Genomic DNA, 25,310 nt, shown 5'->3' on the forward strand with positions numbered 1-25,310 from the left:
ATCCATACCCACTTTTTTCAAAAACAAGACCCATGCTGTCGAGAAGAAAAGAAACTCTGCCCCAGGGACAGAGTTCTTTCTTTTATTCAAATGAATTGTAAATATCATAATCTCCCTTTTTTTCTTCCAGCCAGGTTGTATATTCACTCGACATTTTTTCCTGCTTGAGCGTTTCTTTAATTTCCTCTTTGCTGTCTTCCAAGTTAGCGGCTTTCGCTTCTTTCTTTCCTGTTACTTTAATAATATGATAGCCGTAATCGGTTTTAACCGGTTCGCTGATTTCACCAATCTCCATCGCAAAAGCGGCTTTCTCGAATTCCTCGGTCATTTCCCCTGTACCAAAGTAGCCCAACTCACCGCCATTTTCCGCACTTGTTGTATCGGTAGAATATTCTTTTGCCAGCGCTGCAAAGTCCTCCCCGTCTGCAAGCTTCGCTGTAACTTCTTTTGCAGTCGCTTCGTCATCTACTAAAATGTGGCTTGCTTCTACCTGTTCGGATGTGGCAAACGTATCTTTATTTTCATTAAAATAAGTCTCGATTTCTTCATCTGTGATTTCGATGCGTGGCTCAAGCAGTTTCACCGTCTCGAGATATACTTTAATTTCTTCCTCCATATCTGCTTCGGTCATGCCGCTTGATTCAAGCGCTGACTTGTACGCTTCTTCTCCTCCGTACGACTCAATGGTTGCGTCCAGTTCTTCTTGAATCTCCTTATCTGTCACCTGCACCTTTTCCTTAGTGGCTTCTTTTTCCACAATCTTGTTCGCAATTAACGATTCCACTGCGTCTGCTCCGTACATTTTTACGAGTGAATCATACAAATCATCTTTCGTAATTTTGGTTCCGCCTACCTCCGCAATCGTTTCTGCACTGCTGCCGGCTGTGGCAAAAAAGAATCCAGCCGCCGCTATTGCTGCGATAATCGCAGCCCATACATACGTTTTTCTTTTTTTTAAAGTGTTCATTGTTTCTCTCCCTGCTATTTAGTTTCCGAGCTCAGTATAAAAAACAAAAGTGAAAAAACGGTGAAAGTCAAATGAATGTCCCGCCGTTTTTAACAAAATCCATCTCCTGCTTGATCGCTTCCATTTTTTGATCAAGCGCGGTCATTGTGTCCGCTGCACTTTTCAGTTCTTTTTGCAGGCGGGGCGGAATGACACCGTCAAATTTATAAAACAGCTTGTGCTCCAGTCCCGCCCAGAAATCCATCGCAGCCGTACGGATTTGCACTTCAACCATCGTTTTTTCGGTTGAAGCCGCCATAAAAACAGGGATTCCAATGACTGCATGTAAACTTTGATAGCCATTTGGTTTCGGCTGTTTGATGTAATCTTTTACATGTACAAGTTGAATATCCCGCTGTTGCTTGAGCATTTGCAGCACATGGTAGATGTCGGATGCAAACGAACATGTAATGCGAATGCCGGCAATATCGTGCACGTGGCGCCGTGCATTTTCCGGGGTTAACGCGTACCCTTTTCGTTTTACCTTTTGAATAATGCCATGCTGATTTTTCAATCGCGATTTAATATGTTCAATCGGATTGTATTGGTGGATATGCTGAAACTCTTCATTTAAAATATTCAGCTTCGTATTTACTTCATCCAGCGCAAATTTGTGAATCAGCATCAGTTTTTTCCATTCATCCATTTCCTGCTCCATCTATCGCACTTCCTTTGTAACATGATCTGCTTTTTATCGTAGCGGAGGAAAGTGAAAATAAAATGAAAAAAGCACCCTTAAAGGATGCTTCAGTGTGTAGACAAAGTCTTTCGCTTCTAAAAAAGAGCCGATAAGTGGTGTTGAAGACCAATAAACAAGGACCGAATAGACATTTTCTCTTTTTTAAACAAAAGATGCGACGCGCTCTATACAATCTTGTTACAAGCCACTTGGCGGCGGGAAGGCTGCATAGACTTCTTTGGGACTAGCGGGCTTCAGCGCCTGCCCCACGGAAAGTGGAGCTGCCTGGACGCCGCCGATCCATCTTATCCATATAATTTGTTTATAGTCTGAAGCATCCATAAAGGATACTTACTTTTCGTCATGTCCGCCTATTAACATAAAGTCTCCAAATTGGTTTACATCAACATTAATCCTGTCACATGCATTCAAGTATCTTAAAATGATAATAAACCGGTCTTGAGAAATCCCCTTCTTCTCCATCTGCGCCCGCATTTCTTCAATGGGGGGAAGCTCGTCTGTTTCTGTCTTTGCCTCCATAAAAGGAGAAAAATACCGGTATACCGTCTCCACTTCTTCTTTCCGGACAACGGAGAGCTCCCCAAATTCTTTCGCCAGCGCTTCTTCAAATCCATTCTTAAGTCCGTAAATATGGCCTTTATCGGCTTTTTCAATGCCCTGCCGGCTTTGAAGATCGTATAGTTCTCCCATTATTTTTCCGAGGATTAATGTCAGGTTTGTATCCACTTTATCCCTCCTTTTTCTTTAGTTTTAGGCAGATGAACGCTATTTATACAGCTTGGGCCTGTTAATCGGAACGAATCTTACGTGCTGCCAGCCACTGGCGGAGAGAAGTTCTTGAAAAATACGTTTTTCCATTTACATCAATAGATGGAATATCCCGATATCTTTGAAGCAGTTCTTTCGTATCCTGCTTCGGTGCGCCAAAAAAACGATGCAAAGTATCCTCCTGAATAAGCTCAGACTGATCTCTTCGCTTAAAATGATCGATAAATGTTTTTTCAGATGGATTTTTCCAATTTTTAAGCCCGTCCCCAATAAAATAGCCGGCCAGTGCAATACCAGCACCTAAAAATAAACTCACAACTTGTCCTCCTTTTTCTTCTGTGCTTTTTTATCTTATGAGCCAATAGCTTGCCTCATCTCTTTTTCTTCCATAAAAAAAAGCGTGCTTCTGCACGCTTTCCTTTATTTAAACCAGCCTTTTTCTTTAGATTGAGAAATGGCTTCTATTCGATTTTTCACTTCCAGCTTATCGAAAATCGTAGAGATATAATTGCGGACGGTCCCGTTTTTTAAATTCAGCTGCTTCGCAATCTCTCCTGTGCTTTTTCCTTCGGAAACAAGAGCCAGCACATCTTTTTCACGTTCCGTCAGCGGATTTTCTTCACTGTATAAGTCATCCATCAATTCCGGCGCATACACTTTTCGGCCATTCATAATACTACGAATGGAGCTCGCCAGTTCATCGCTTGGACTGTCCTTTAGTAAATATCCGCTTACTTTTGCTTTTAGCGCCCGCTGGAAGTAGCCTGTGCGGGCAAATGTCGTTAAAATAATCACCTTACATGCATCATTTTTTAATTCTTCAGCCGCTTCAAGCCCTGTTTTCAGCGGCATTTCAATATCCATTATACAAATGTCCGGCTGCAGCTCCCGCACAAGTGTAACGGCTTCTTCTCCATTTGCAGCTTGTCCAACCACTTCCATATCATCTTCTAAGCTGAGCAGCGACCCAAGTGCTCCAAGAAGCATGCGCTGGTCCTCAGCAATGACAATGCGAATCATTTCATTCCCTCCCTGTCATGCTGTGTGACATTGTTCGGTACCGTCATGATTAAAACCGTGCCATTTTCACTTCGGATCTCTAAACTTCCATTTACGAACTCAAGCCGCTCCCGCATACCAGGCAGTCCGCTTCCTTTTCCGATATCCTGGCGGCTGAGCCCTACACCATCATCTTTTACGGTCATTCGAACGGAATCCTGAAGCTGCTCAATCGATATATGGCAGGAAAAGGCCTGGCTGTGTTTTACGATATTCGTTACCGCTTCTTTCATGCACATACTGAGCACATTTTCCACAAACAGCGATACATTTACAAGCTGAAAAGAATCAGCGCCTGTATACTCAATTTGTGCAGCCCGAAGCATTTGCTGAACAAGCACAATTTCATCATTCACCCGGATGCCCCGCATGGATGAAACAAGGTTTCTCACTTCATTCAGTGCGGTTCGTGCCGTTTGCTGCACATCCAGCAGCTCTCCCTTTGCCCGTTCCGGGTCTTTTTCGACCAGCTTGCGCGCCAAATCGCTTTTTAATCCAATGAGGGAAAGCTTCTGGCCAAGCGTATCATGCAGATCACGAGCGATCCGCTGGCGTTCCTCCTGTTTCACAAGATCAGCAATCCGATTGTTGGCAAGCTGCAGCTCCGCTTCAAGCTTATCCTGTTTTTTTCGGTTGTACAATGAAAAGGGCAGCAGCACAATGCCAATAAATACGATGACAATAATGGGAATCTGCTGGATAAACAGCGGGTCCTGAACCACAAGGTTATAGTTAATAGAACCAATGGTGCTGACCAGGTGAATCACGTAAGCTGTTATAAAAGCCGCACGCTTACGGATATTTCCATTGTAATAGGCAATGTAGAATGAAAAGTAAATAAACTGATACATAACCGTCATGGCAACAGAAATGCCGACAAGAAGGCAGACCCAGAGATAAACCGGCCACCTGGATGATAAAAAAGCAAACCTGAAGCTGATAAAAAACAAAATTGTCAATGTAATGCCGATGACAATTTCATTCGTGGATGACGACTGAAAAATAAAATAAAACGGCAGAAAGCTTAAAATAATCCATATATAAGGAGACAAGCCGGAGCTTTTCCCAAACGATGCAAATCTTTTTTTCATACAACACCTTTTTTGTTTTTATTTTACCATAAAAAAGCTGCCCTCACTTGAGTGGGGACAGCTTTTCAAACTACTGAATGGCACTTCGTTTACCAAATGAGCCATATGTTTTTTTAGCTTGTTTAAATGTAACGAATTTATCCTGTTCCTCATCCCAAAGGCGAAACTTTACAGACTGGATACTGGTCCAGAGTGTGATAGTCGGAACACTTTGAAGCGGTTCGGAATTTGAGTGCGCTTCTTCGAGCTGATAATTTGGCACGCGCGGGCTTAAATGATGCACATGGTGAAAGCCAATATTACCGGTAATCCATTGAAGCGGCTTTGGCAGCTTGTAAAACGAGCTTCCTTCCACTGCTGCTTTTACATAACTCCAATGTTCATCTTCTTCAAAGTACGAATCCTCAAAGGTATGCTGCACATAAAACAGCCATACCCCCATCGCACCGGCGATCCAGAACATCGGGCCATGTACAAGAAGAAACGCCTGCCAGCCGATGAGCCAGCACATAAGAGCGACGCCAAGAAGAAGCAGCACATTCGTTAAGTATGTGTTCATGCGTTCTTTTTTGCGGGCGCCTTTCACGTTAAAACGGTTGGTGATCAAGAACACCCATATTGGGCCAATAACGAACATGATAAACGGATTGCGATATAAACGGTATGCAATACGTGTTTTCAATGGCGCTTCATAATATTCATTAACCGTCAGCATCCACATGTCTCCTGTACCGCGCTTGTCAAGATTTGAGCTTGTTGCGTGGTGGACATTATGGCTGTGCTGCCACTGGTCATACGGGAAAAACGTTAAAACACCTGTGATCGTGCCTACTATCCGATTCAGCTTGCGGTTCTTAAAAAAGGAGTGGTGGCAGCAATCGTGAAAAATAATAAAGATGCGTGTAATAAATCCGGCACCGATTACCGATAACCCGAGTGTCAGCCAGTAGGAAATTTGCAGGCTTTGGTATGCAAGAAACCAGACCAGCAAAAACGGGCCAATTGTATTGATTAATTGAAAGATGCTTTTATGCGTATCAGATTTTTCATAGGGAGCTACTTGTTTTCGTAAAATTTTTGTATGTTCTTTGCTCATGTTTACGTTCCCTCCGCTCAGTAATAACTTTACTATACCGGAAGGAAAACGTGTTGTGCAGTAGCACCCGTCATACAATAAATATGACAAGTGTCATATTTATTTTTGGCCGAGCAAATAAAGCACTTTTGCCGCCTCGGCCCGTGTCGCCGTGTTGCCCGGCTTAAAAGTTTTGCCTGTTCCCTCCATCAAGCCGAGCTGATACGCTTTCTGGATGGATTGTTGAATAGATGTGCGGTATTGGCCCACATCGGTAAACGGCATTGAGGCCGTTACTTTAACTGCTCCGTGTTCTTTTTCATAAGCGCGCACGAGCATGGCTGCCATCTCGGCACGGCTGATCGATTTAGCCGGTTCAAACGTTTTAGCTGTTGTGCCCTTCACAACGCCTGCTTCGAATGCAGCCGTAATATCCTGCTTCAGCCGGCCCTTTACATCGACAAACGGTGTTTCTTTTTGGGCCGTCCATTTCATGGTACGGACGAGCATGCTCGCAAACTGGCCGCGTGTCACATTGCCTTCGGGATCGAATGTTGCATCTGTTTTGCCTTTAATAATGCCTGCCTCAGCGAGTGCCGCGATATGCTCAGCTGCCCAGTGATCCGCTGGCACGTCTGCAAAGGACGGCGCACCTGCTGTGCCTTTGTTTAAGTCAAGCTCAAAAATGCCAAATCCTTTTTCATCGATTTTGCCCGTATACGTAATGTTATCCGTTTCTTTGGCAAGTGCTTCTGCTTTTGGATTAGAGGTAAATGTTGCTTTCGCTTTTGTTTTGGCAAATGTCCAGTTGTTATCCACTGCTGCGTCTATTTCTTTGAATTCCTTTACATAATTCATTACAGCCTGGCGGTTGGAATCTGGTGCTTTTAATACCGTGTTTACGCCGCCTGGATTCATCAGCTTGCTGCCTGCTGCCCGATAATCATTGGTGGCTACAATAAACTCCATCTCATCCGTTACCGGTTTTCCGTTAAATTCCAAATTTTTAATCCGGTTTGCCGATGCGTTGATCACATTTTGTCCTTTGTCATATTTCGGCGGGGATGTCACATCGATCTCATAGGTAACGCCGTCGATCACGTCAAAGTTGTAGGTCGGGAAATCCGGGTTAATCAGTGCTTGTCCATCTCCTTTTGCCGGATCGATCGTGTTAAACTGTCCTGCTGACCATTCAAGCCACTCTTTCAAAGTAGCACCGTTTACTTTAATGGCATTGACGACGTTGTTGTCGTATAGGTACAGATCCGCAATGTTTTTCAGCACGAGCGTACCTGCTTGGACATCTGTATAATCTTCTGCGCCGCCGCGTCCTGCTTTAAATGGTGCCGCTGCTGAAAGAACAGGAAGGTTCTCATACTGCGTACCTTTCAGTGCATCTTGTACATACCACGTTTGTGCCCGGTTTAAAATTTCCATTGCCGCATTATCCCGCACAAGACCAAAGTACGTATTCAAATTTCCTTTGAGCTCCCCTACTGGTGTCTCCATATATTTAATCGTCGCTTCGTGCTCGGCTTGAACAGATGCTGCAACAGCAGAATCCGCTTCTACAGTCACATCACCGGATGTAATCGGCTTAAGAGAGCTCCTTCCGCTTGTTACATCCCATTTTCCGTTCACTTTTTGAATCTGGAGATCAATCAGCCCAACGTTATTGCCCCACGAGCCAGGCATAACTGTCGGAACACCATTAATGGTCCCATTTGTGTTATCGATACCGCTTCCATCCGGAAAAGACGGCTTGGCCGCATTCGGAAAGCTCAAATGCTGGTGGCCTGTTAAAACAGCATCCACATCTGGAATTTTCGTTAAATAGTAAGAAGCGTTTTCAATGCCTTCTGTATACTCTTTCATAGCGCCGTTCTGGTCATACTCGGCAATGCCGGAATGCGAAAGAATCACAATCACATCCGCTCCCGCTTCCTTCATTTGCGGCACCACCTTTTGAGCGGACTTTACAATGTCCTCCACCACCAGTTTTCCTTCTAGGTGCTTGGCATCCCATTTCATAATGTCCTGTGGTACAAAACCGGTAACGCCGACTTTAATTGTATGTACTTCTCCGTCTGTATCTTTCACTTCTTTTTCAATGATTTTAAACGGCGTAAAATAAGGATTTCCTTCCGTGTCATAAACATTCGCATTTACGTATGGGAACGCTGCTCCGCTAAGCGCTGTATCCATATACTCAAGCCCATAGTTGAATTCATGGTTGCCGATTGTTGCTGCATCATAGCCAAGTTGATTCATCGCTTTGTATACCGGGTGAATATAGCCTTCCTTCATTAATCCGTTGTTATATACGTAATCACCAAGCGGACTTCCTTGAATTAAATCGCCGTTGTCAAAAAGCATGCTGTTGTCTGCTTCCCCGCGCACCTGTTTGATTAAGGCAGCCGCTTTAGCAAGCCCGTAGGCGTTTGTCGCCGAATCCTTATAATAATCATAGTTCATTACATTAGAATGAAGATCGGATGTTTCTACAATACGCAGCTTTACAGTATCTTCGGCTGCCTGTGCCATCTGCGGCACAAATAACCCTGCTGCAATAACGGTTCCTACTGTCCACGCTTTTTTCATTCAACTGCCCCCTAAACTATTTTTTCAATATAGGAATTATAGCATGATCAGCAAAAAGAAATGAGAAAATTTACAATTATCTAAATAAAAATTTACACTATGTTAATTAAAAAAAGACATTTCAGCTGAAATGTCTCAGTGCGTAGACAAAGTCTTTCGCTTTTAAAAAGAGCCGATAAGTGAAGCCGGCCGGACTTCGCGTTCCACGGGCAGCGGAGACCGGTTGAGCTGCCAGGCGGGGTCGGGCTCAGCGCCTGCCCCATGGAAAGCAGAGCTGCCTGGACACCGCCGATCCATCCCATTCATGTGCACGGCCGTCCGTATAATTTGTCTGCAGTCTGATACATTTCAACTGAATTGTATCAGCATTCGAGCAAAATGCGAAAGCAGGCTTTTATGGGAAGCCTGCTACATTTGAAGGGAAGGGCCTTCTTATGAACAGGAGAGAATGCGTCTGGAAAAAGTACTTTTTCTTGCAATGCAGCGGTCTTGAATAGCAAAACCTGCTTTCTCAACCATTTCTTCAATCGGATCAATCGACACGACAACGAGCCTGTCGGCAATGCGCCGTGCATGCGTTAAAATAGACTGCAGCTCATCAGGCGTTGCATGTGTATACAGATTATATGGCATATCAATAATCGCTACGTCATAATGCTCTTCTACTTCTTCAATCGGTCCGAGTGTGACACAGCCTTCGAGGCCAAAGTAAGCCAGGTTTTCACGCGAGCCTCCGACAACAAGCGGATTGATATCACGCCCCTCAATGTCCATCCCCATTGATAAAGCTTCCACTAAAACAGTCCCAATCCCGCAGCATGGATCGACAGCCCGAATGCCTTCCGGCTCTGGTACAGCAATATTCGCCATGACCCGGGCATCCCGGGCACTGAGCGCTGTTGAATATTCACGCGGCTTTTGAATATGCTTCATCCATACACGCTTGTTTTTCTCATAACGCCCCAGATACCAGCGTCCGCCGCAAGCCACAAGGCCAAAAAGGTGATCCGGATTTTTCAAGTCCGCTTCTCCAATAATTTCCCAGCCAATGGCCCGTTCAATTTCCAGCCGTTCCTGATATTCCACCTTTTTTTCAGGCGGAAGGTCGTTCGTTTTTACAAAAATCGCTTTAAAAGTTTCACTTCCTATATCGATGCTGCCAGCTTTTTGAACGATGTCAGCCACCGAATCTGCCTCAAGAAGCACTTCTACTTTTTCCCGTATAAACGGGCTTCGATTTACATCCAGATCGACACTGCTTTTCACTACCGGCCCGGAGGCAGACGAACCGAAAAAAGCGCGCAGCTCCATTTCAGCCAGTTCTTCGTCTTCCTCACTATAATTCACTGTATAAATAAATTCGTTCACATTGATCCTTCTTTCTATTATCCTCTGCTTCATTTATTTTGACATACTTTTCTCCATCCAGCTCCTTTTTTTCATGGAAAATAAAAAACCCTGACGATTATTCGAAATCGTCAGGGTTTTTATCTTCAGGACGCTTTTCCTTTTTATCCTGTGCGCGCTGCGGTTCGATATCTTCACCGCGCTCTTTCTTTCGTTGCTGCTCTATCGAGTCATTGGACTGTTTGTTTTCTTCTGTCATATGAATGTGCCTCCTTTGATCTGTCTCTTTTACGTTATTTCCACATTTTCTTGAAAATAAACAAAGATTATAATCTGGCACCATGTAAAAGCAAAAGGACTACTTCTTTTTTAAGATACCTACCGTTCGCACCATTGATCCAATAAACATGACGAGTGCGCCTGCAACGAGCAGGATGAGAAACGTATTTTTTGGAATGACGCCCACCGGGTAAAGAAGCCCGCTCAAAATAGCGATTAGTCCAATAACTGTTAATGCCCAGCCGAATTTAATCATTATCTTACCTGCCTTAGCTGCTTTTTCTGCTAGTGTACCATACGCCCGATTGTATTTCATACCTAAAACCAGTACACTTATTCTACTATAACTATAATTAACGTAAAGGATGATCCAGACGTGAAAAATTTCACTGCACTTGATTTCGAGACGGCGAACGCCAGCCGAAGCAGTGTTTGTTCAATTGGGCTGGCAAAAGTAGTCGATGGAGAAATAAAAAAAACGTACTATTCGCTTGTTAACCCGAAAGAGCGGTTTGACAGCCGGAATATCGCCGTGCATGGCATCCGGCCGGAAGATGTAGCGGACGCTCCCTCGTTTAGTGATATTTTCGATGAAGTAATGGCTTTTATCGGGGATGATCCGATTGTGGCTCACTTTGCTCAATTCGACATTAGTGTCCTGCGCAGCACAGCTCAAAAACATGGGCTGTCCCTGCCAAATAATCCATATTTCTGTTCCTGTATGCTGGCAAAATCTATGTTGAAGCTGCCTTCTAACAAATTGAATGTAGTAGCCGAGCGCTTTAACTTTACATTCAATCATCATAATGCGCTGGAAGATGCCGTTGCCTGTGCAGTCGTGGTAAACGGTATGATGGAACGCTACGCTTCGCTTGCTGCCTTTCTCCAGGAGGCGCAGTATGGATTCGGCTATATTCACGGCGATTCTTTTCGCAAAAAAAAGCCGGACAAGCGGGCTCCAGTTCAAAAGCCAAAAACGGATTCTGTCGTACATCCTTTTGCGCAAAAAGCCATTTCATTTACCGGAACGCTTACGTCCATGAATCGGCAGGACGCCATCCAAATTGTCCAAAGCCTTGGTGCCAGCATTCATCCTACCGTTAAAAAAAACACTGATTATTTAATCGTCGGTGAATCCGATGCAAAAAAATATCGAAATGGGCAGCTTTCCGTCCAAATTCAAAGGGCAAAAAACTGGCAGTCAAAGGGCGGAGCCATCAAGCTCGTTTCTGAGCAAAAATTTTTCAAAGCAATCCGTTTATAAAAAGAACGCACTTCTTATTTGAGTGCGTTCTTTTTGCTCTGTTTTGGCCAAATGAAATAGCTGGCTGTTATGACAAGATCGATCCCTAATATGAGCGTCCAAATGCGCAAAATCTGCCAGAGTGCTTCTGTTCGTTCTCCCCCTCCAACCAGCAGGACAATGCCGTACAGCAGCCCGGCCCCAATTACGTAAGCAAAAACATGGCGTACAGCGTTTTTTAAATCCTGCTTAGCAAAAGCAAATCCTGTTTTCGACACCGGCTTGCTGCCCTCTTTCAGCACATAGTGGCGAAATGTCTCATCAGCCCATCTGACCATGCTTTTCCCATAAGCAACGGAAACACCGATATAAACGGCCGCAATGCCATGAGCTATGCTGGCCGATGCTCCTCTCTGAATATCTGTTACTGTAAATGCCAGCAGCAGCAAGTCTATTATGGGGGTAAGTGCTAAAAAAAGCAGACCCGCTTTTTCTTTTTGAAATACATATCTTATCGTTAAACCCACTCCGATAACCACCCAAAATGCTGCTTCGCACGCAATAATAAGCCAGGCAATGGTATCCATCTTTTCCTCCTCTTTTAAATGATACAGTTGTATTATTTAAAAGATAACACATTTTTTTATTAAATACAATCGTATTAAAAAAATGGTTTCTTGCCCTCTTTTTTGTTACAATCGGTATATGCCAAAAATCGTCGATCACGAAAAGCGAAAAAAACAAATTGCCGAAGCAACCTGGACTATTATTGTAAAAAAGGGAATAGAAGGGGCGACCGTTCGTGCCATTGCTGCTGAAGCCGGCGTTTCTCTCGGCTCGCTCCGTCATTATTTTTCCTCCCAGGAGGAACTGCTCCTATACGCGATGGATCTCGTTAAAGAGCGGGTATCTATCCGGATTAACCGCCTTTTGCAATCAGAGGATTCTCCAGAACAAATTAGTATTCGCATCTTGCTTGAGCTTATTCCATACGATGCTGAAAGCCAGACAGAAATGTCTGTCTGGTTTCACTTTGTCATGAACAGCCTGCCGCATGCCCGGGAAGAGGAGGATGGTATACGTGAAGGGATCGAGCGGATTATGACAGGACTGTTCGAGGGCGGATTGCTGAAAAAAGAAGTGGATGTAAACCTGGAAATCGAACGGCTTTATGCTCTAGTGGATGGTCTTGCCCTTCATGTGATGCTTCACCCTAAGCGGCTGTCAAAGGAGAAAATAAAAAAGGTGATTGTTCATCATATGAACACACTATTTCACCAGCCCGTCGAAGAAGCAAACATATAAAAAAGAGCAGGGTTACAAACGGCTGATTTGTGAACCCTGCTCTTTTTTCTTTATGAAACCGGCAGAGTCACACAAAATGTCGTGCCGGCTTTTGAGGTGGACATTAATTCGATCGTTCCGCCGTGGCTTTCCACCATTCGCTGGACAAGCGGCAGTCCAAGCCCTGTCCCGTCTTCTTTAGAGGTTGAAAAAGGATCAAAAAGCGTTTTTCGCATCCCGTCGTCTATTCCTGTACCCGTATCTTGCAAGTAAATGCGGTACCAGCCTTTTTCAATCGTTGATTGAATGGAAATATGGCCTTTTTCCTCTATCGCTTCTATACTATTGCGTATCAAATTATGAAAAATCTGCTTCATTTGATTAGGATCCACCTGCAGAAGATGCGGATCCAGTGAAAAAGTAAACTCAATATCTTTTTGCAGTGACTGTGTGATAAGCGGAAGGATATCCTGGATTAAATCTTCTATTTTGACTTCTTTTAATCTCGGGGCCTCTGGCTTCGACATCAGCAGCATATCTTCAATAATCGTATTAATCCGGTCCAGCTCTTTTAAAAGAAGGGGCAGATAATACTGCTCTTTTTCTTCTCTGGAGAAAGAGTGATCCATTAAAGAAAGAAAGCCTTGAATAACAGCAAGTGGATTTCGTATTTCATGGGCAGCACCAGCTGCCATTTCACCTACCACTGCCAGTTTTTCCGACTGCTGCATCCGCCGTTCAAGCTCGCTCATTTTTGTAAAATCGATAAAATAAAAAATGCGGCCAATTCTCTCTTTCCGTTTATTTACTAATTCGGCTTGAGACACAAGCAGCTGATAAGATTGTTTACCAGTCACAAAAGGAATTTTTTCATTTTGGCAAATGCACTTATCTTTTAATATTCCCCAGAACTTTTTGTTTTTGTGATCTGTTTGAGCTAAATGCTGTACGGTGTCTTCTCCTGCCTCCAATAAGTGCTTGGCAAACGTATTTAAAGAAAAGGCGTCCATCTTATCGTCACTGGTTATAATTCCAACAGGCAATGAATTTAAAATTTGTTCCTGATAAATTTTGCCCTCTGTAATGGTATGAAACGATTCTTTTAAACTGGCAGACATTTTATTAATAGAGTCGGCAATCCGTTTCAGCTCTTCCTGCTCCACTTCTGTCACTGTCAAGCCGTAGCGGCCGCCTGCAATTTGATCTACACTTTTAACCATTTTTTCGATTGGTTTTGTCAGCCCCTTGCTGATCCAGTGTGACCCATAAATCGACATGATCAATGCAGCCGTTGTCAGAAATAATAAAATTACGAGAGCCGCTTCAATAATTCCTGAAAACTGGTCTGCCTGCCCGCTTAGCGAAGAGAGTGTCTCTGTTTCTTTTTCTCTAAGGCTCAATTTTAAACGATCCAGCTCCGGAAGGTATCGCTCCGTTACATACACTGCTGCTTCATCAGTATTACCATTAAGTAAAAGCCCCTGGACATTGTTTTCGATTAAAAAGTCTAAACGGTCGATATCCCGGCTAAACGACTCAAGTGCCGGCGGAATCATGACCTTCTTGTTCCCGGGCAACTGGGCAGCTTTTTTGTCCTGTTCCTTGTATACTTCTACAAGCGTATCATTGAGACCGCCGGATAGATAACTTTCGACGATATACTTTTTAACATTAAGATCTTCCTGCCAGTAAGAAATCCAAACCATTTCAGGGATATCGTTTTTATTAATCTGCTGACCAACGCTTTGAACGTCTTCAATAGACCGTACAAAAACAAGTGAAAACCCGCTTAATAAGAGGGTATTGACTAACAGTACGGTTAAGATTTTGTGACGGAAAGACATATGAAGAAATTGTTTTTTCATAACCTGCTTCCTTTTGCATCAGTTCAACTTATCCGTTTCCTCTTGAATCCGCTGCTTTTCTTTTTCTGTATACATGGGGCCAAGCGGCGCAAGGGAATACACACCGTCCTCATTGGTTAACATGGCAATCCCGCCGGGCATCCCTTCCCGGCTGAAATAATCATCCATGATGGCCTTGTAAACTTGTGGTATATCGTTCACCACACTGGTTAAGACAACCTCTTTTCCCATGTAAGACTGATCATCCATATAGCCGATTACGTAAACTCCCCGCTTCATTGCATAATCAATGACTGCCCGGTTAAACTCATTCCCTCTAGAGTAAAGAACGTCCACTCCATCGTCAATCATTTCTTTGGCTATTTGAACGGCTTTTGTCCCATCTTCCCAATCACCCACGACCTTATAGTAAAACTCCGCCTGTGGAGCCGCTTTTTTAAGCCCCTTTTCAAATCCAGGATGAAACAGCCGGTCTTCTACCGGATCGATAAGGCCTATTTTACCCGTTTTTGTTTTCATAGCAGCGGCCAGAGCGGCGATTCGCTCAACATTAACCGAATTCTGCTTGTACATATAAGCAGTATGGTTCTTTTCTTTTGACTCACCATTTAAATTTGCAAACTGCACGTCCGGATAATCGGCGGCAGCTTTATCAAAAGGCAGGCTGTACTCACGTCCGTGGCCAATAATGACTTTTGCCCCGCTTTTAACGGCCTGGTCAATAATTTTCCTCATTTGCGCCTCGGACCGTATCTCACTCACCAGCTTCGCCTCTACTGGAAACTCATCTTCTACTTGAAGCATCCCTTTGTAAGCAAGGCTGCTCCAGCTTTGGTCTTCTATGGCATCAGCTGTTAAAATATAAACTTTCACCTTTTTTTCTGTTTGGACAGCTGTTTCCTTCTGTACAATCTCTTCTGCTTTTAAACTAACCATAACCAGGATCGCGACAGCTGCAGTCAAAGCTGCCGCTAAAATGAGCCTTCCCCGTTCGACCATAAGTACTAAACACCTTCTAACCGGTTTATTTATCGAAAAGTATTATTTCTACTTTGATAGTAAATGATGAATCTGTAAAAATCGACATTTTTTCTTTGTGGAACCGCTTTATCGATTATTTTTTTAAGCTTTATCGTGATTAATTTTCAATGAAAGGATAGAACGAACCCGGCAAAATAAAAAAAACGCCGTAATGGCGCTTTCAGGCTGTTGACAAACGCCTGCTTTCTTACGTTGTCTACACTCTTAAACACCATGCGGCGCCTTTTTGTTAATGGTGATGGTGGTGCCCGCCTTTTGATGAGTTCGTTACAACAAACCCTTCCTGCGGTACATAGAAGTACTGAACGAAAATTCCATCAAGAAACTCTTCACGGCTGTCGAGGATAATATCAATATCTTTATCAGTGTGAACGACTACATCATGCTCTTTTGGCGTATCGAGCGTAATTGCATAATGCGCGTGATTACCGTGATGTTCCGTGACTGCAACACGAATCATTTTTCCTTCCGCTTCAGGTGTATCAAGCATTTTTTTCAATGCTTTTGCAGCTTTTTGGTTGACCTTGCATCTCATTTTCTTTTTCTCCTTCCACTGTAAGGACTTCTTCCAGTGTAACGCTTCACAGCGGAGAATGCTAAAGTTCTGCTTTCTTCTTATTTCCTTTATTTTAACAACCAGCTTCACTGCCGCTCACAAGGAAGCCGGGTGCTGAATAAACTAAATCAACAACCCTTTGTACCCTCTTGCAAAAAATAAGCATACAGTTTTCGTAATGCGGCAGCTTCCATGAAAACACCCCAGCTAAATGGCCAAAGGAGGATTCACGTGAAGAAAGCGCCTATTATCGGCATCACCAGTTCATATGTCCGCCAAACGTTAAATTCAGAAGGAGTTTACGTTCATCATGATTACCATCGTGCTGTACTGAAAGCCGGAGGTATCCCCGTTATTCTGCCGTCTGTCCCCCCAAACACTATTCCTTACTATCTTGATCTGTGTGATGGTTTTATTTTAAGCGGCGGGGAAGATGTGGATCCGATGTACTACGGCCAGGCTCCTCATGCAAAAATGGGTTCAGTGTTTGCAGAGCGCGATGAATTTGAGCTCGAGCTGACAGCTTTGCTTTTAAAGAAGAAGAAGCCGATTTTGGCCATTTGCCGTGGTCTGCAGGTATTAAATGTCGCACTCGGCGGCACACTCTGGCAGGATGTTCCAAGCCAGGTGAGCAGCCACATTCAACATGCACAAACGTATCACCGCTCTCTTTCCATTCACGAGGTTACTCTCGTTCCCCATTCACAATTAGCCAAAATGATGGAAGCAGATAAAGTAAACGTTAATAGTCTTCATCATCAGGCTATCGACGCCTTAGGAAAAGGACTCTCAGTTGTCGGCCACAGTCCGGATCACTTAATTGAAGCGGTAGAGATGGACGGAGATGTTTTTGTAATCGGGGTACAGTGGCACCCTGAATCGATGGTGCCAGGGAGCACGGAGATGAACCGTCTTTTTTCTTCTTTTATTTGTGCTGCCGCCCATGGCAATAAAGATAATGAACGAGGTGCATAATAGCCTTTTAAATGCTTTGTGCCCTGCAGCAGGCACTACAGGCTTGGTTTAAAAAACGCCCGGACTTTTTCATCCGGGCGCTTTTCTTGTTTTAACTGTATCCTTTGTCTGATCCTTGAAATTTTTTGATTAAAGCCGGTTTGTTCTTTCACCGGCCATCTCTCAAACGGCTGCCTTTACCTTATTTCCCTTTTTTCACTTCGTGAAGTAAGCCTGGAAAGTTAGTGAAGATTCCAGTTACACCCCAGTCAATCAATGTTTTCATTGTTTCTTTATCATTCACTGTATACGGGTGAATTTCGAGTCCGCTCGCCGTTACCTTTTGCACATAGTGTTTGTCAATAAACGTATAGTTCGGGCCAACGCCGATGGCATAGTCTTTGATCTCTTCAATTTCTTCATCTGTAATCACAGCGTCGGCTGTATACCAGAGCAATTGAACAAGCTTAACGGAAGGGTCAAGCTCATGCATTTTCTCAAGACTTTCCGCGCTAAAGGATTGAACAAGAAGCTTATCTTTGTCAATTCCGTATTTTTCTACAAGGCGAAGCAATTCTTTCTCCATGCCTGGATACACTTCAGGAGATTTCGTTTCAATGTAATAGAATTCATTTTTTCCAAACTTTTGAAAAACCTCTTCAAGCGTTGGCACTGTTAATCCTTCATACGATGCTTTTGCATACTGTGGGTAGGTTTCATTAAACCAGCTTCCTGCATCGAGTTCTTTAATTTGGTTTAGTGTAAAGTCTTTTACAAGCCCTGTTCCGTTTGTCGTACGGTCGACCGTTTCATCATGCATTGCAATGAGCTGGCCGTCTTTTGTCATTTGCAGGTCAATTTCAATATAGTCGCCTTTTAATTTTTCCCCCATTTCATAGGATACAAGAGTGTGTTCAGGTGCGTACCCGGAAGCACCCCGGTGCGCTACGTTGATAATGTCTTTTTGTTTTTCTTTTGCCATAGCCCCGCCCGTGCCTGAGACAATGCTTGCTCCCACTAAAAGCGTCAAAGCTGCAGCCATCCATTTTTTCTTCATTTTTTCAGCTCCATTCTGTTTTTCTATCGTTTTAAACTCTATCAGTATATTATTAATTCTCTTTTAATTTAAAATGAAGTTTATTAGAAGATAAGGTTAATTTTTAACAATTAAAGCAGATTTACCTAGAAGAGAAGTATGAATGAGGCAATTAAATGAGCCAAAGGGATCAAAGCGGAGAGGTATCTTTGTTTGGATTAAGAGCCCCTCTATAAGCTGAAGCGGTTCTGTGAATAACCAAAACATAAAGCGGCTTTTGACATAAAACGGGCACACTATGGTTAAAAATCAAGAACAAGGATAAGCTAAACTGTTCTTTCATATTCAATCACTTGTCTTCGCCAGCCGGCTTCTCTGTATGCGGCGAAAACGTTTTACTTACAGTATCTCCTCAATTGCCTGACTCATACGAGCCATCATTTTCATTTAAAACGGCCTGATAATTTTCGTCCAACTCCCCATACTATATCAGCGGACACGCAAAGTTCATTCACTTGGGAGGGATGGAAATGAGAAATAAAGCAAAAGATTTTCCAATAACAACTATGAAAGGTGAAGCCGGAAAAGCACGGGCTAAAGCGGTTTACGCCTCTAAACGGGCTGACGGCTCCATTAATACCCATCCACAGGAAAGAATGAATGCTTCCTCGCATCGATCAGAATAGCGGAAGGAGATTATACCAATGGGAAGAGACGAGCATAAAACAGGCAGCCATGGTGACCGAGGTCTTTCACAAACACCAAAAAATTTAAAAATACCGGCTGACAGCGTGAATGAGGAATATGCCCGCGAGCTGGCGGAAATCACCCGCTTACGAAACAAACGGCTCGGCAAAGCCGGCCATTCCGAAAAATCATAAAACGGGAGGTGGCAGCATGGAACTACAGCGCGCTAAACAAATCGTTTCCAATTCATCCGTTGATATTGATGTTGAATTTAACGGCGTGTCTGTTTGGATTGACGAAGTACACGAAGACACAAATACAGCGACTGTTCACCTGCGTGGTCCTGGCGAAGAACGGACACAAGTTGGGATTGAAGACTTAAAAGAAGTCACACACTAATGAGAGAGAGCTGTTTCCCATTAAAAGGAAACAGCCCTCTCTTTTGGAGCTTTTATTCACATTTTTCAACACACTCGCTGTTTCAGCCGGCTGATGAAATTTTTTAAGCCGGGCCAGCTGGGCACTTCCGCCCTTTTCCTTGTCATAACCTTTTCCTGCTGTAGGAACAAATCGGTTTTCACTTCAAAGGAACGAGAAAAGCCCCCTGTTTTTAAAAAAACAGGGGGCTTCTTCCTTATATGTCTATCCAATTTACATCGTCTGCTTTAATGCTTCAAGACGCTCTTCTACTTCTTCTGCTGTTAGTCCGTGCTCAGCGATGTACCGGTTGCGCGGATGTGTCCGGCATTCGTCTGAACAGCTACGCAGGAAGCGGTGTTCGGACTCTTCGGATGCCAAAATCTTTTTGTTGCATTCCGGATTGGCACAGCTGACATACCGTTCGCACGGTTCACCGGTAAAGTAATCTTTGCCTACTACATTCGGGTTTACGCGGTTGATCGGCACACTGAGGCGGTCGTCAAACACAAAGCATTGCCCTTCCCAATTCTCGCCACGTACTTCCGGATCTTTTCCGTAAGACACAATACCGCCGTGCAGCTGGACAACATCTTCAAAGCCCTCTTTTTTGAGGAAACCTGAAAACTTCTCGCAGCGGATGCCGCCCGTACAGTACGTAAGAATTTTCTTTCCTTCAAGTTCTTCCCGGTGATCCCGGATCCATTGCGGCAGTTCGCGGAATGTTTCTACATCCGGTCGGATGGCGCCTTTGAAATGGCCAAGTTCATGCTCATACGTATTACGCGCATCAAGAATTACCGTATTTTCTTCTTTCATCGCCGCCAAAAATTCTTTTGGCTCTGCATATTTACCGGTCAGCTCAAGCGGGTTTACGTCATCTTCAAGGCGAAGCGTCACCAATTCAGGACGCGGACGCACTTTTAATTTTGCAAAAGCATGTTCTTCTGCTTCATCGATTTTAAAGACCATGTCTTTAAAACGCGGATCCGCATGCATCGCCTCCATATATCGCTCCGTTTGCTCGACTGTTCCGGATACAGTGCCGTTAATGCCTTCTTTGGCAACCAAAATACGCCCTTTCAGTTCAAGCCCCTCGCAAAACTGCTTATGTTCCTTCGCAAACGTTTCTGGATCATCTATTGGTACATATTGATAATAAAGCAATACTCTGTACATCTTTTTTCCTCCACCTATTTACTTCTTTTTTCTTTTGGTATCATATCATGTTTATCCGCATTATGGGGATTTGATGCACTGGGTGCAGGAGAGGAGTTTTATCCACTTTTTCATTCTTTGTCCTCCACTGCCTCAAGCTGTTTATCAGCTCAATGACCTTTCACTTCCTTGTATCCATTTCATAAAACTTTTTCTTTTTCATAGGAATAAGAGATCAAATAGATGAATAGAATATGCGCAACTAAAAAAAACAGATAAAAATTTTAAAAGAAAATAATTACATAAATATAGCAAAATGTACAGGAATTAACGGATTTTTTTATCAATCTTCAAGAAAAATATGGTGGTATAGCCAAGCGGTAAGGCAAAGATTTGCAAAACCTTCATTCCCGGTTCAATTCCGAGTACTACCTTTCAAAAGAAAAGACCGGGTCCACAGTTAGTATGTGGATCCGGCCTTTTCTTATGCAGATGCGGACATCCTTTGCAAAAAGGAAAAGAACCTTTTGCCTCTGTTTTCTTTTCCTGCCGGCTAACCATTCACTGCCTGTTTCTGTACGGACAGCTACATGCATTTATGTGACAGAAAGCCGGTATGCTTTGACAATAATTCCGTCGTTAGCTGGTTCAAAATCAAACTGAGGCATGCGCTCAAAGCCCAAACGCTCATAAAGGCGCACAGCTGCTTCCATAAAATCAGCTGTATGAAGGCCGATATAAGGAAGACCGCTTTCTTTTGTCCGCCGGATACATTCATTGATGAGCGCTTTGGCTGCCCCTTTATTTCGGGCCTGCGGATCAACCGCCAGCATTCGGATCTCCGGGTAATCCAGCATATCAACAAGCCCCGTATACGCGTCTGACTTTGCCGGAAACAGAGCTACACTGCCGATCACTTGCCCTTCTTTAACCGCTACAATCAGTTCAACGCCTTCTTGCTCATCTGCTTTAGATGAGACAGCGCTTTTTAATGCCTCCCAATGCCCGGGAGGGATTTTTTTTGCATGCTCTTCATAAGATTTTATCCTTTGCTTACGAATAGATGCTTTTTCACTTGGTAATGCCTGCCGAATCGTAATCATCTGATCCACCCTTTTCACATTCCTTTTTTGATTATTTTATCTATAAGCCGACCAGCTGGCAGCAGCACTTTTTGTTTAATTTGTTTGTGGGCTGACAAACTAAACAGATTCCCGCACAATGTCGGGAAATTATGTAGCCGCTCCCTTTATACCTACGAATAAACACAACTGCCGCTGATTTTATAAACATGTTACCATTGGATTAAGAGGGATGGAATCTTTTTTGTTGAACACAGGACTTTAGGTGCAAAATAAAAAACAGCCGAAATTATTCCGGCTGTTTTTTCTATTCTTTATTTGGATAAAGGAGACGCTTCATAGCTGTTTACATCCAAAGGCGCTGTTAAAAATTCAGACGCTTTACCAACGAAAGCCGTAAAGTGGCTGCTCTTGTTATGGAAGGCCACTGCATCTGCATCCTTCCATACTTCTACCATCGTGTAAGCATGCGCCTGCTCGGTGTCTTTCATTAAATCGTAAGCAATGTTTCCATCTTCCGCTCTTGATCCTTCAATAAGCGGACGAATTTCCTCCAAAAATGCCTGTTCTTTTGCTGGATTTACTTGAAAGCGTGCATGAATAATAATCATTTTTATATCCCCCTTTTTTCTTATTGCCACTCTGTAATTTGGTCAACAGGCTGCCGAACCGACTGATAGCCTTGATTTGCCGCTTTGCCAACAGAAATAAGCATAACTGGATAATAGCGGTCCTTGTCCAGGCCAAATGTCTGGGCAATCTCAGCTTTCTCAAATCTGCCAGTTGGATTTGTATCATACCCATGTGCCCGGGCTGCAAGCATAAGCTGCATGGACACAAGCCCGGCATCGATCAAGTTCATTTTCTTTAACTGATCCGTGTTGTCTAACTTCAAAAAAACCTTTGATTAATTTGACCTGCTGATTTTTCACATTTTCTGGCATAAACCCTTTTTGAACGGCTGTGTCATAAATTCCGTCCAAATAGTTACTGCTGTTCATATCAGCAAATACGGCGATTACAGCAGCAGACGTTTCGACCTGGGACTGGTTGAACCGGGCAAGCGGCGCAAGCATTTCTTTTCCTTCCCGTGTATCGATTACAAGAAACGCCCTGGCTGCAGGTTCACCGAAGAAGGTGCAAGCGATGCTGTTTCTCATATCTCTTTATTTCCTCACGGCTAATTTTAACCGACGGATCATAATACCGACTCGAACGGCGGCCGGTTACAATTTCCTGAAAATCATTTGTTTTGATATGGTTCATCGATGTTTTCCCTTTATATTCACTCTATGTTTTCGACGTTTTGCTGTATATGGGCAAGCAGGTTAGCAAGATGAGTACGGTCAGCTTCCGGCACATTCTGCAGAACCTGCTGAATAAACCGCTTTTTTTCGCTGCAGTAGCCTTCCATCCGGCTGCGCCCTTCTTCGGTCAAGCGAACAAAGGTAACGCGGTTGTCAGCCGGGTTTTTGCGCCGCACAACAGTGCCGCGCTCCTCCAGGTGCTTAAGATGCCGCGTTACAGCCGCATGATCAATATTTATCCTTTTCTGTAAAGCCGTCTGGCTGATCTCTTCTACTTCAAACAACACATGCAGCAGCCCTAAGCGAGACTGGCTTACACCTGTACATCGTTCAAACTTTGGCATAATCCCTTTGTTGATTTCGTGCAAGCGGTAAATGATTCGCTCATCTTCCTCGTATAAATTGGCCAAAAACACCTTCTCCTATCCGTCTCCTCAATTCATTGACGGGTCAACCTTTGATCCATCAACTAATATACAGGATGTGTATATGTGCGTCAAATTATTTGCCCTGACAGCGGATACGGTATTAAACAACGGCTATATTAAAAATGAGCAGGCCCTGAATGTTTTCAACCGGCACTATTTGGATAAAAAATGAACACGACGTTTATAGGAAAAAGTGTCCCAAAAGGAGTGTTTTTTATGTGGATAGATATCATGGTACCGATTGACCGCCCTGGTTTTTTACCGGGCTTCCAGGCTGTTGCGCCAGAACCATATATGTTTGACCAGCAGGACCGGTTTACAAGCTATCGACACGAGGATTTTCCTTATACACTTATGAAAGATGACTATCATCAATGGTATCTTGCTGTACGCTGGGAATGTGAATCGCTGACCGAGGTGAAATATGCACGTCAGGTTCACCGCCCTTCCTATATGGACGAGCAAACAACATTAAAGTTAGTCGATTATATGAATGAAACAGGCTTCAGCGCCAGGATGGCTGACTTCGACAAAGCGTTTGTTCATACAACGGTTTTTGCCGACGGGCTGGAGAAGGTGCCGTCAGACCGGCAGCTGCGAATAGCCAATGCGGACGGAGAAGATGATCCCGCAGTTATTCGGAACCTGCACTTTATCGATAACCTGTATAAGGGCAAGCGGACACGCTTTCTGTCTGGATTTGAAACGTACTCGATCGCTACCATTACCGAAAACCGCTTCTACCTCGAGCAGGTGCACCTGCCCGCATCGGCTTCTCTTTATTTACAGTATTTTGTTTATTACCATCGATACGGGCATGTTCCTTCTAAACAAATGATGGCCAGGCTGCTCGAAAATTTATGGGCCTCTACTCAGGCGATGAACACAGGATGGAATCCAGCACTTTTCACAGCAGAAACCATCTCGGAAAATTGAATCATCTGCCGGACTGCTACAGTATGCCTGCTTTCTCACGCTGGTGAGCAAAGTCAATACGGCACCCGCCTTTTGTTTGATTGCCCTCAACGATAAGTGAATGCAGCCGATGCTCGGCGGTAAACACAATAGTGCCTTCTTCGTCTTTTGTAAACGTCCGGCTCCAGATAGGAGATGTTCGCCCCCGCCACTTGAGGTGCAGTTCTCCTTCTTCGACCTTCACTTTATACGCAAGCGTGAGTGTACTCCCTTTGCTGAAGTAGAAGGAATATTCATCAACGCCATGAAACCTTTTATAGGAAATCCGCAGGTGTTCAAAGCTCTGCTTATACACGTAGCGGATTTTCGTTACAGTCCTTACTCTCAGCCTGCCTGTTTTCCAAAGAAAAAAGCCAATGAGCCCGATGACTGCGAACGGTGCGGCCTCACTGACATAAGTGATAAAATGATTTCGCATATACGTATTTCTCCTTCGGGGATCCTATGTATTTTTTACTATTATGCTACATGCAGTTTAAAATTTGATACAATAAAAAGGAGCGGCAAGCGCTCCTTTTTACTCCTTCCAGCTTTCAAGAAACGGCTTAATATCATCATCCAAAATCGCCGTATCCCATGGATGCCAGTAATAGGTTATTCCATCATACTGTACGCTGTATTGATACGCAACCGCCTCGCCGGTATACAGTACGATATGATACGAGACACCTTCTTCTTTCGTGTTTGGTATAAAGGAATCAACCGGTTCGCTCGTCGTTAACAGTTTTAATAAATGCTTTAAATCTGAACCGGAGATGCTCCTTCCCTGTTTTTGGCCATCCGGGAAAACTTCAGCCCGGATTACCTTTTCAATCGGCACATTATCAAAATGCCATCTATAGCCGCCCGCTTTTGTTGAGTAATAGAGCTTGTATCCATTCTTCGCTTGTTTGTCCTTTACAGCCAGCAGACCCGGATGTTCTTTAACGGTATAAAGCCCTGTGCCTTTTCCATAAAAAGCGGCATCGCCGTCCTTTGGTTTATAGGATGGCTCGGTAATATGGCCCGCTACCGTGAAGGTGACCTGTCCAACTTTTTCGCCAACTGCATTTTTGTCTGCCAAAATTCCGGTATGAATGCCGTGATACTCCACTCCATTCCATTTAACAAAATCAACCCAATCAATGGCATCTGCCTGGCCTTCTTCCGGATCACCGGAACGACAGCCTGCAAGCAAAACAGCTAACAGAATCAAAAAAGCGTAGTGTCTCAACAAATCCCTCCTGCCTTGTAAATGGCTTCGTCTCGCTGCTCTTTTATAGTATTCGATGCAGGCTGGAAGATCCCTCCGTGCAGAAAGAATGATTGGAAAAATAGGGTACTGTTGTTTGAAATATCCTTTGGACGGGCA

30 protein-coding genes, 1 tRNA gene and 1 pseudogene are annotated in these 25,310 nt (G+C 43.8%); 8 read left to right on the forward strand and 24 right to left on the reverse strand.

Annotated features, from left to right (window positions below; all coding sequences use genetic code 11):
• Positions 1-82 precede the first annotated feature (82 nt).
• From L2D08_RS03140 to L2D08_RS03195, 12 genes are all read right to left on the reverse strand, one after another.
• Positions 83-967 carry a foldase protein PrsA gene (locus tag L2D08_RS03140; RefSeq protein ID WP_242232272.1) on the reverse strand — a complete coding sequence of 295 codons (885 nt, stop codon included), beginning with the start codon at positions 965-967 and terminating at the stop codon, positions 83-85.
• A 67-nt stretch (positions 968-1,034) separates the two neighbouring features.
• Positions 1,035-1,664, reverse strand: a complete 630-nt coding sequence (locus L2D08_RS03145) for a GTP pyrophosphokinase (RefSeq protein WP_242232273.1) — start codon at positions 1,662-1,664, stop codon at positions 1,035-1,037.
• 372 nt (positions 1,665-2,036) lie between these two features.
• The gene (locus tag L2D08_RS03150) at positions 2,037-2,432 is read right to left on the reverse strand and encodes a hypothetical protein (protein WP_242232274.1); all 396 of its coding nucleotides are present in this window, start codon (positions 2,430-2,432) and stop codon (positions 2,037-2,039) included.
• Positions 2,433-2,493: 61 nt separating this feature from the next.
• Positions 2,494-2,790: a DNA-binding protein gene (locus L2D08_RS03155; RefSeq protein WP_242232275.1), complete on the reverse strand. Its 297-nt coding sequence runs from the start codon at positions 2,788-2,790 to the stop codon at positions 2,494-2,496.
• Between the two features lie 104 nt (positions 2,791-2,894).
• Positions 2,895-3,494: a response regulator transcription factor gene (locus L2D08_RS03160; protein ID WP_242232276.1), complete on the reverse strand. Its 600-nt coding sequence runs from the start codon at positions 3,492-3,494 to the stop codon at positions 2,895-2,897.
• Complete coding sequence (locus L2D08_RS03165; protein WP_242232277.1) at positions 3,491-4,624, reverse strand: sensor histidine kinase; 1,134 nt, start codon at positions 4,622-4,624, stop codon at positions 3,491-3,493. Before L2D08_RS03165 ends, L2D08_RS03160 begins: the two co-directional genes overlap by 4 nt.
• Positions 4,625-4,694: 70 nt before the next feature.
• Positions 4,695-5,720 carry a Delta(5) desaturase DesA gene (desA, locus tag L2D08_RS03170; protein ID WP_242232278.1) on the reverse strand — a complete coding sequence of 342 codons (1,026 nt, stop codon included), beginning with the start codon at positions 5,718-5,720 and terminating at the stop codon, positions 4,695-4,697.
• A 99-nt stretch (positions 5,721-5,819) separates the two neighbouring features.
• A complete protein-coding gene (locus tag L2D08_RS03175; RefSeq protein WP_242232279.1) occupies positions 5,820-8,300 on the reverse strand; it encodes a bifunctional 2',3'-cyclic-nucleotide 2'-phosphodiesterase/3'-nucleotidase in 2,481 nt (826 codons plus the stop codon).
• Positions 8,301-8,462: 162 nt separating this feature from the next.
• Positions 8,463-8,606: a hypothetical protein gene (locus tag L2D08_RS03180; RefSeq protein ID WP_242232280.1), complete on the reverse strand. Its 144-nt coding sequence runs from the start codon at positions 8,604-8,606 to the stop codon at positions 8,463-8,465.
• Between the two features lie 126 nt (positions 8,607-8,732).
• Entirely contained in the window at positions 8,733-9,686 is a 954-nt protein-coding gene (locus L2D08_RS03185) for a TRM11 family SAM-dependent methyltransferase (RefSeq protein ID WP_375337559.1), read from the reverse strand.
• A gap of 79 nt (positions 9,687-9,765) precedes the next feature.
• Positions 9,766-9,906 carry a 3-methyladenine DNA glycosylase gene (locus tag L2D08_RS03190; RefSeq protein WP_242232282.1) on the reverse strand — a complete coding sequence of 47 codons (141 nt, stop codon included), beginning with the start codon at positions 9,904-9,906 and terminating at the stop codon, positions 9,766-9,768.
• A 99-nt stretch (positions 9,907-10,005) separates the two neighbouring features.
• Positions 10,006-10,182: a hypothetical protein gene (locus L2D08_RS03195; protein WP_242232283.1), complete on the reverse strand. Its 177-nt coding sequence runs from the start codon at positions 10,180-10,182 to the stop codon at positions 10,006-10,008.
• 120 nt (positions 10,183-10,302) lie between these two features.
• Between L2D08_RS03195 and L2D08_RS24230 the strand changes: the two genes are divergently transcribed.
• Complete coding sequence (locus L2D08_RS24230; RefSeq protein ID WP_242232284.1) at positions 10,303-11,190, forward strand: exonuclease domain-containing protein; 888 nt, start codon at positions 10,303-10,305, stop codon at positions 11,188-11,190.
• Positions 11,191-11,204: 14 nt separating this feature from the next.
• Here the strand turns inward: L2D08_RS24230 and L2D08_RS03205 are convergent, their stop codons facing one another.
• Complete coding sequence (locus L2D08_RS03205; protein WP_242232285.1) at positions 11,205-11,756, reverse strand: hypothetical protein; 552 nt, start codon at positions 11,754-11,756, stop codon at positions 11,205-11,207.
• Positions 11,757-11,874: 118 nt separating this feature from the next.
• On the opposite strand from L2D08_RS03205, the gene L2D08_RS03210 reads away from it, so the two are divergent.
• Complete coding sequence (locus L2D08_RS03210) at positions 11,875-12,474, forward strand: TetR/AcrR family transcriptional regulator (RefSeq protein ID WP_242232286.1); 600 nt, start codon at positions 11,875-11,877, stop codon at positions 12,472-12,474.
• A gap of 50 nt (positions 12,475-12,524) precedes the next feature.
• Here the strand turns inward: L2D08_RS03210 and L2D08_RS03215 are convergent, their stop codons facing one another.
• The 3 genes from L2D08_RS03215 to L2D08_RS03225 all read right to left on the reverse strand — a co-directional run bounded on the left by L2D08_RS03215 (position 12,525) and on the right by L2D08_RS03225 (position 15,894).
• Positions 12,525-14,318: a sensor histidine kinase gene (locus tag L2D08_RS03215; RefSeq protein WP_242232287.1), complete on the reverse strand. Its 1,794-nt coding sequence runs from the start codon at positions 14,316-14,318 to the stop codon at positions 12,525-12,527.
• Positions 14,319-14,336: 18 nt separating this feature from the next.
• A complete protein-coding gene (locus tag L2D08_RS03220; RefSeq protein WP_242232288.1) occupies positions 14,337-15,317 on the reverse strand; it encodes a BMP family ABC transporter substrate-binding protein in 981 nt (326 codons plus the stop codon).
• A 271-nt stretch (positions 15,318-15,588) separates the two neighbouring features.
• The gene (locus L2D08_RS03225) at positions 15,589-15,894 is read right to left on the reverse strand and encodes an iron-sulfur cluster assembly accessory protein (protein WP_242232289.1); all 306 of its coding nucleotides are present in this window, start codon (positions 15,892-15,894) and stop codon (positions 15,589-15,591) included.
• 252 nt (positions 15,895-16,146) lie between these two features.
• On the opposite strand from L2D08_RS03225, the gene L2D08_RS03230 reads away from it, so the two are divergent.
• A complete protein-coding gene (locus L2D08_RS03230) occupies positions 16,147-16,890 on the forward strand; it encodes a gamma-glutamyl-gamma-aminobutyrate hydrolase family protein (protein ID WP_242232290.1) in 744 nt (247 codons plus the stop codon).
• A gap of 181 nt (positions 16,891-17,071) precedes the next feature.
• Here L2D08_RS03230 and L2D08_RS03235 read toward each other — a convergent pair whose 3' ends face one another.
• Entirely contained in the window at positions 17,072-17,926 is an 855-nt protein-coding gene (locus L2D08_RS03235) for a glycerophosphodiester phosphodiesterase (protein ID WP_242232291.1), read from the reverse strand.
• 509 nt (positions 17,927-18,435) lie between these two features.
• Between L2D08_RS03235 and sspK the strand changes: the two genes are divergently transcribed.
• Genes sspK through L2D08_RS03250 form a run of 3 tightly spaced genes read left to right on the forward strand, consistent with a single transcriptional unit; the run spans position 18,436 to position 18,991 of the window.
• Positions 18,436-18,591: a small, acid-soluble spore protein K gene (sspK, locus tag L2D08_RS03240; RefSeq protein WP_242232292.1), complete on the forward strand. Its 156-nt coding sequence runs from the start codon at positions 18,436-18,438 to the stop codon at positions 18,589-18,591.
• A gap of 18 nt (positions 18,592-18,609) precedes the next feature.
• Positions 18,610-18,786, forward strand: a complete 177-nt coding sequence (locus L2D08_RS03245; RefSeq protein ID WP_242232293.1) for a YfhD family protein — start codon at positions 18,610-18,612, stop codon at positions 18,784-18,786.
• Positions 18,787-18,802: 16 nt separating this feature from the next.
• A complete protein-coding gene (locus L2D08_RS03250; RefSeq protein ID WP_242232294.1) occupies positions 18,803-18,991 on the forward strand; it encodes an H-type small acid-soluble spore protein in 189 nt (62 codons plus the stop codon).
• A 252-nt stretch (positions 18,992-19,243) separates the two neighbouring features.
• Here L2D08_RS03250 and trhO read toward each other — a convergent pair whose 3' ends face one another.
• Complete coding sequence (gene trhO, locus L2D08_RS03255; RefSeq protein ID WP_242232295.1) at positions 19,244-20,188, reverse strand: oxygen-dependent tRNA uridine(34) hydroxylase TrhO; 945 nt, start codon at positions 20,186-20,188, stop codon at positions 19,244-19,246.
• Positions 20,189-20,530: 342 nt separating this feature from the next.
• On the opposite strand from trhO, the gene L2D08_RS03260 reads away from it, so the two are divergent.
• Positions 20,531-20,601, forward strand: a tRNA-Cys gene (locus L2D08_RS03260).
• 162 nt (positions 20,602-20,763) lie between these two features.
• Here the strand turns inward: L2D08_RS03260 and L2D08_RS03265 are convergent.
• From L2D08_RS03265 to L2D08_RS03280, 4 genes and pseudogenes are all read right to left on the reverse strand, one after another.
• Complete coding sequence (locus L2D08_RS03265) at positions 20,764-21,270, reverse strand: GNAT family N-acetyltransferase (protein ID WP_242232463.1); 507 nt, start codon at positions 21,268-21,270, stop codon at positions 20,764-20,766.
• A gap of 293 nt (positions 21,271-21,563) precedes the next feature.
• Complete coding sequence (locus L2D08_RS03270; RefSeq protein WP_242232296.1) at positions 21,564-21,860, reverse strand: putative quinol monooxygenase; 297 nt, start codon at positions 21,858-21,860, stop codon at positions 21,564-21,566.
• A 20-nt stretch (positions 21,861-21,880) separates the two neighbouring features.
• Positions 21,881-22,515: pseudogene (locus L2D08_RS03275) on the reverse strand (nitroreductase family protein).
• A 19-nt stretch (positions 22,516-22,534) separates the two neighbouring features.
• A complete protein-coding gene (locus L2D08_RS03280; protein ID WP_242232297.1) occupies positions 22,535-22,966 on the reverse strand; it encodes a MarR family winged helix-turn-helix transcriptional regulator in 432 nt (143 codons plus the stop codon).
• Between the two features lie 234 nt (positions 22,967-23,200).
• On the opposite strand from L2D08_RS03280, the gene L2D08_RS03285 reads away from it, so the two are divergent.
• Positions 23,201-23,920, forward strand: coding sequence for a hypothetical protein (locus L2D08_RS03285; RefSeq protein ID WP_242232298.1), 720 nt, complete (start codon positions 23,201-23,203; stop codon positions 23,918-23,920).
• 16 nt (positions 23,921-23,936) lie between these two features.
• Here L2D08_RS03285 and L2D08_RS03290 read toward each other — a convergent pair whose 3' ends face one another.
• Together L2D08_RS03290 and L2D08_RS03295 are read right to left on the reverse strand one after the other, a co-directional pair.
• Positions 23,937-24,377 carry a hypothetical protein gene (locus L2D08_RS03290; protein ID WP_242232299.1) on the reverse strand — a complete coding sequence of 147 codons (441 nt, stop codon included), beginning with the start codon at positions 24,375-24,377 and terminating at the stop codon, positions 23,937-23,939.
• Between the two features lie 99 nt (positions 24,378-24,476).
• On the reverse strand, positions 24,477-25,172 hold the full coding sequence (locus tag L2D08_RS03295) for a hypothetical protein (RefSeq protein WP_242232300.1): 696 nt from the start codon (positions 25,170-25,172) through the stop codon (positions 24,477-24,479).
• Positions 25,173-25,310: the final 138 nt, after the last annotated feature.

Source organism: Domibacillus sp. PGB-M46, from assembly GCF_022668875.1.
In the GTDB taxonomy this organism is placed as follows: Bacteria; Bacillota; Bacilli; order Bacillales; family Domibacillaceae; genus Domibacillus.